This is a genomic window from Mesorhizobium sp. M2A.F.Ca.ET.039.01.1.1, assembly GCF_003998035.1.
Lineage (GTDB): Bacteria > Pseudomonadota > Alphaproteobacteria > Rhizobiales > Rhizobiaceae > Mesorhizobium.
This window is the reverse complement of the sequence record NZ_RZRY01001165.1, coordinates 1-1,306: the sequence shown is the minus strand read 5'-3', so window position 1 is coordinate 1,306 and position 1,306 is coordinate 1. Positions and strand designations below refer to the sequence as shown.

Here is a 1,306-nt window from a genome sequence, read left to right as displayed (position 1 = left end):
GGGAAACACATCGGCATCGACTACCCGTTGATGATCAAGAACGCCTCCCTTCGCGATCCCGCCCAACGACGGGCGTTCATCACCGCGCTGAAGAATGTGCCGTTCGAAAATCTGTGGTTCCGGGTCTCGGGCTTTGGCGCCGACGCCACGCCGATGGGATTGCGACGGTACATCGCTGCCATGATGGACTTTCACAGGCTGGAGGTTCCTGTCGTCGCTGATGGAGTCGGTGGTCTTGTGGGTGTCGCCATTGCGGCCTTCGGTGCCGCCGGTGGAATTTGTCATGGCGTTGCCGAAAAGGAGCGCTTCGATGCCAGTGACTGGGGGAAGCCGCCTCAGACTGGCGGCGGAGGACGCGAGAAGCGGGTTCTGATCGGCGGCCTGGATCGCCTTCTCAGCGTGAAGCAGGTCGACGCGCTGATGGCTGCACAAGGAGCCAAACCTCTGCTGTGTTGCCACGATCGGTCATGTTGTCCGAATGGCCTGAGCGACACGTTGAAGGATCCGAAGGCGCACTATCTGCGCCAGCGCGCTCGCCAGATCCGGGAACTGTCAGCGGTACCCGACGCGCGACGTCCGCAGCATTTTCTTGAGAAGGAGCTGGCTGCCGCGGAACGGGTCGCGCGGTCGGCCGCGAAGCTCAAGATATCGGATGAAGGCTTGTCCGAGCTGCTGCAGCGCAGTAGCGACCGTCTGGAAAAGATGCATGCGGTCCTGGATGCCCTGAACGGCACGATTGCCGGCCAGCCAAGGGCTCCTGTCCCACCGCGGCGGCAGGGGAGGGGTGCGAGCCTAGCTTCGCACCGCAGGTAACAACATGAGCACAGCAGTAGCACGAATTCTGGACGATCTTCGGTCTCGGGGAGGCCTGCAGGGCAAGGACATCGCCAACATTGTCGATGTGTCGACCGCGACGGTATCGCGATGGTCGCATGGCAACGGCTCTCCAAATCTTCGAACCCAGACGGTTATTGCCGACCTGCGGTACGTTGTTGATCGCCTATCCGACTTTTACACCGCAGATGAAACAAGGCTTTGGCTGCATTCACGTCATCCCCTTCTCAACAACGAGCGCGCGATTGATCTCATCAATGCGGATCGTACCCAGGAAGTCCTGGCGGTGATCGAACGCCTCGACGCCGGCGCCTACATCTGAGGCGGCGCGTGGAGCGACGGGCGCGAGATCTCGAACTGCTTGATCTGCTTGATACGCACAAGGGCGTGTCATTCGAGGGGGATGTCTGGCGCATTGTCCGCGAGGAGCGCGAGCCGCTGCTTGGCTATCCAGCTGGGGCCCGTTGGGATC

The 1,306-nt window shown here is 61.4% G+C and carries 2 protein-coding genes; both read left to right on the top strand.

What is annotated here, in order from left to right; genetic code table 11:
* The coding region (locus tag EOA24_RS42175) for a hypothetical protein (RefSeq protein ID WP_189354605.1) at window positions 1-813 on the top strand (813 nt) is incomplete at its 5' end.
* Between the two features lie 4 nt (window positions 814-817).
* Window positions 818-1,156 carry an antitoxin Xre/MbcA/ParS toxin-binding domain-containing protein gene (locus EOA24_RS38235; protein ID WP_038655373.1) on the top strand — a complete coding sequence of 113 codons (339 nt, stop codon included), beginning with the start codon at window positions 818-820 and terminating at the stop codon, window positions 1,154-1,156.
* Window positions 1,157-1,306 lie beyond the last annotated feature (150 nt).

Excerpts from the sequence above, each read along its gene's own strand:
- EOA24_RS38235 (WP_038655373.1), top strand. The coding sequence starts at position 818 with ATGAGCACAGCAGTAGCACGAATTCTGGACGATCTTCGGTCTCGGGGA.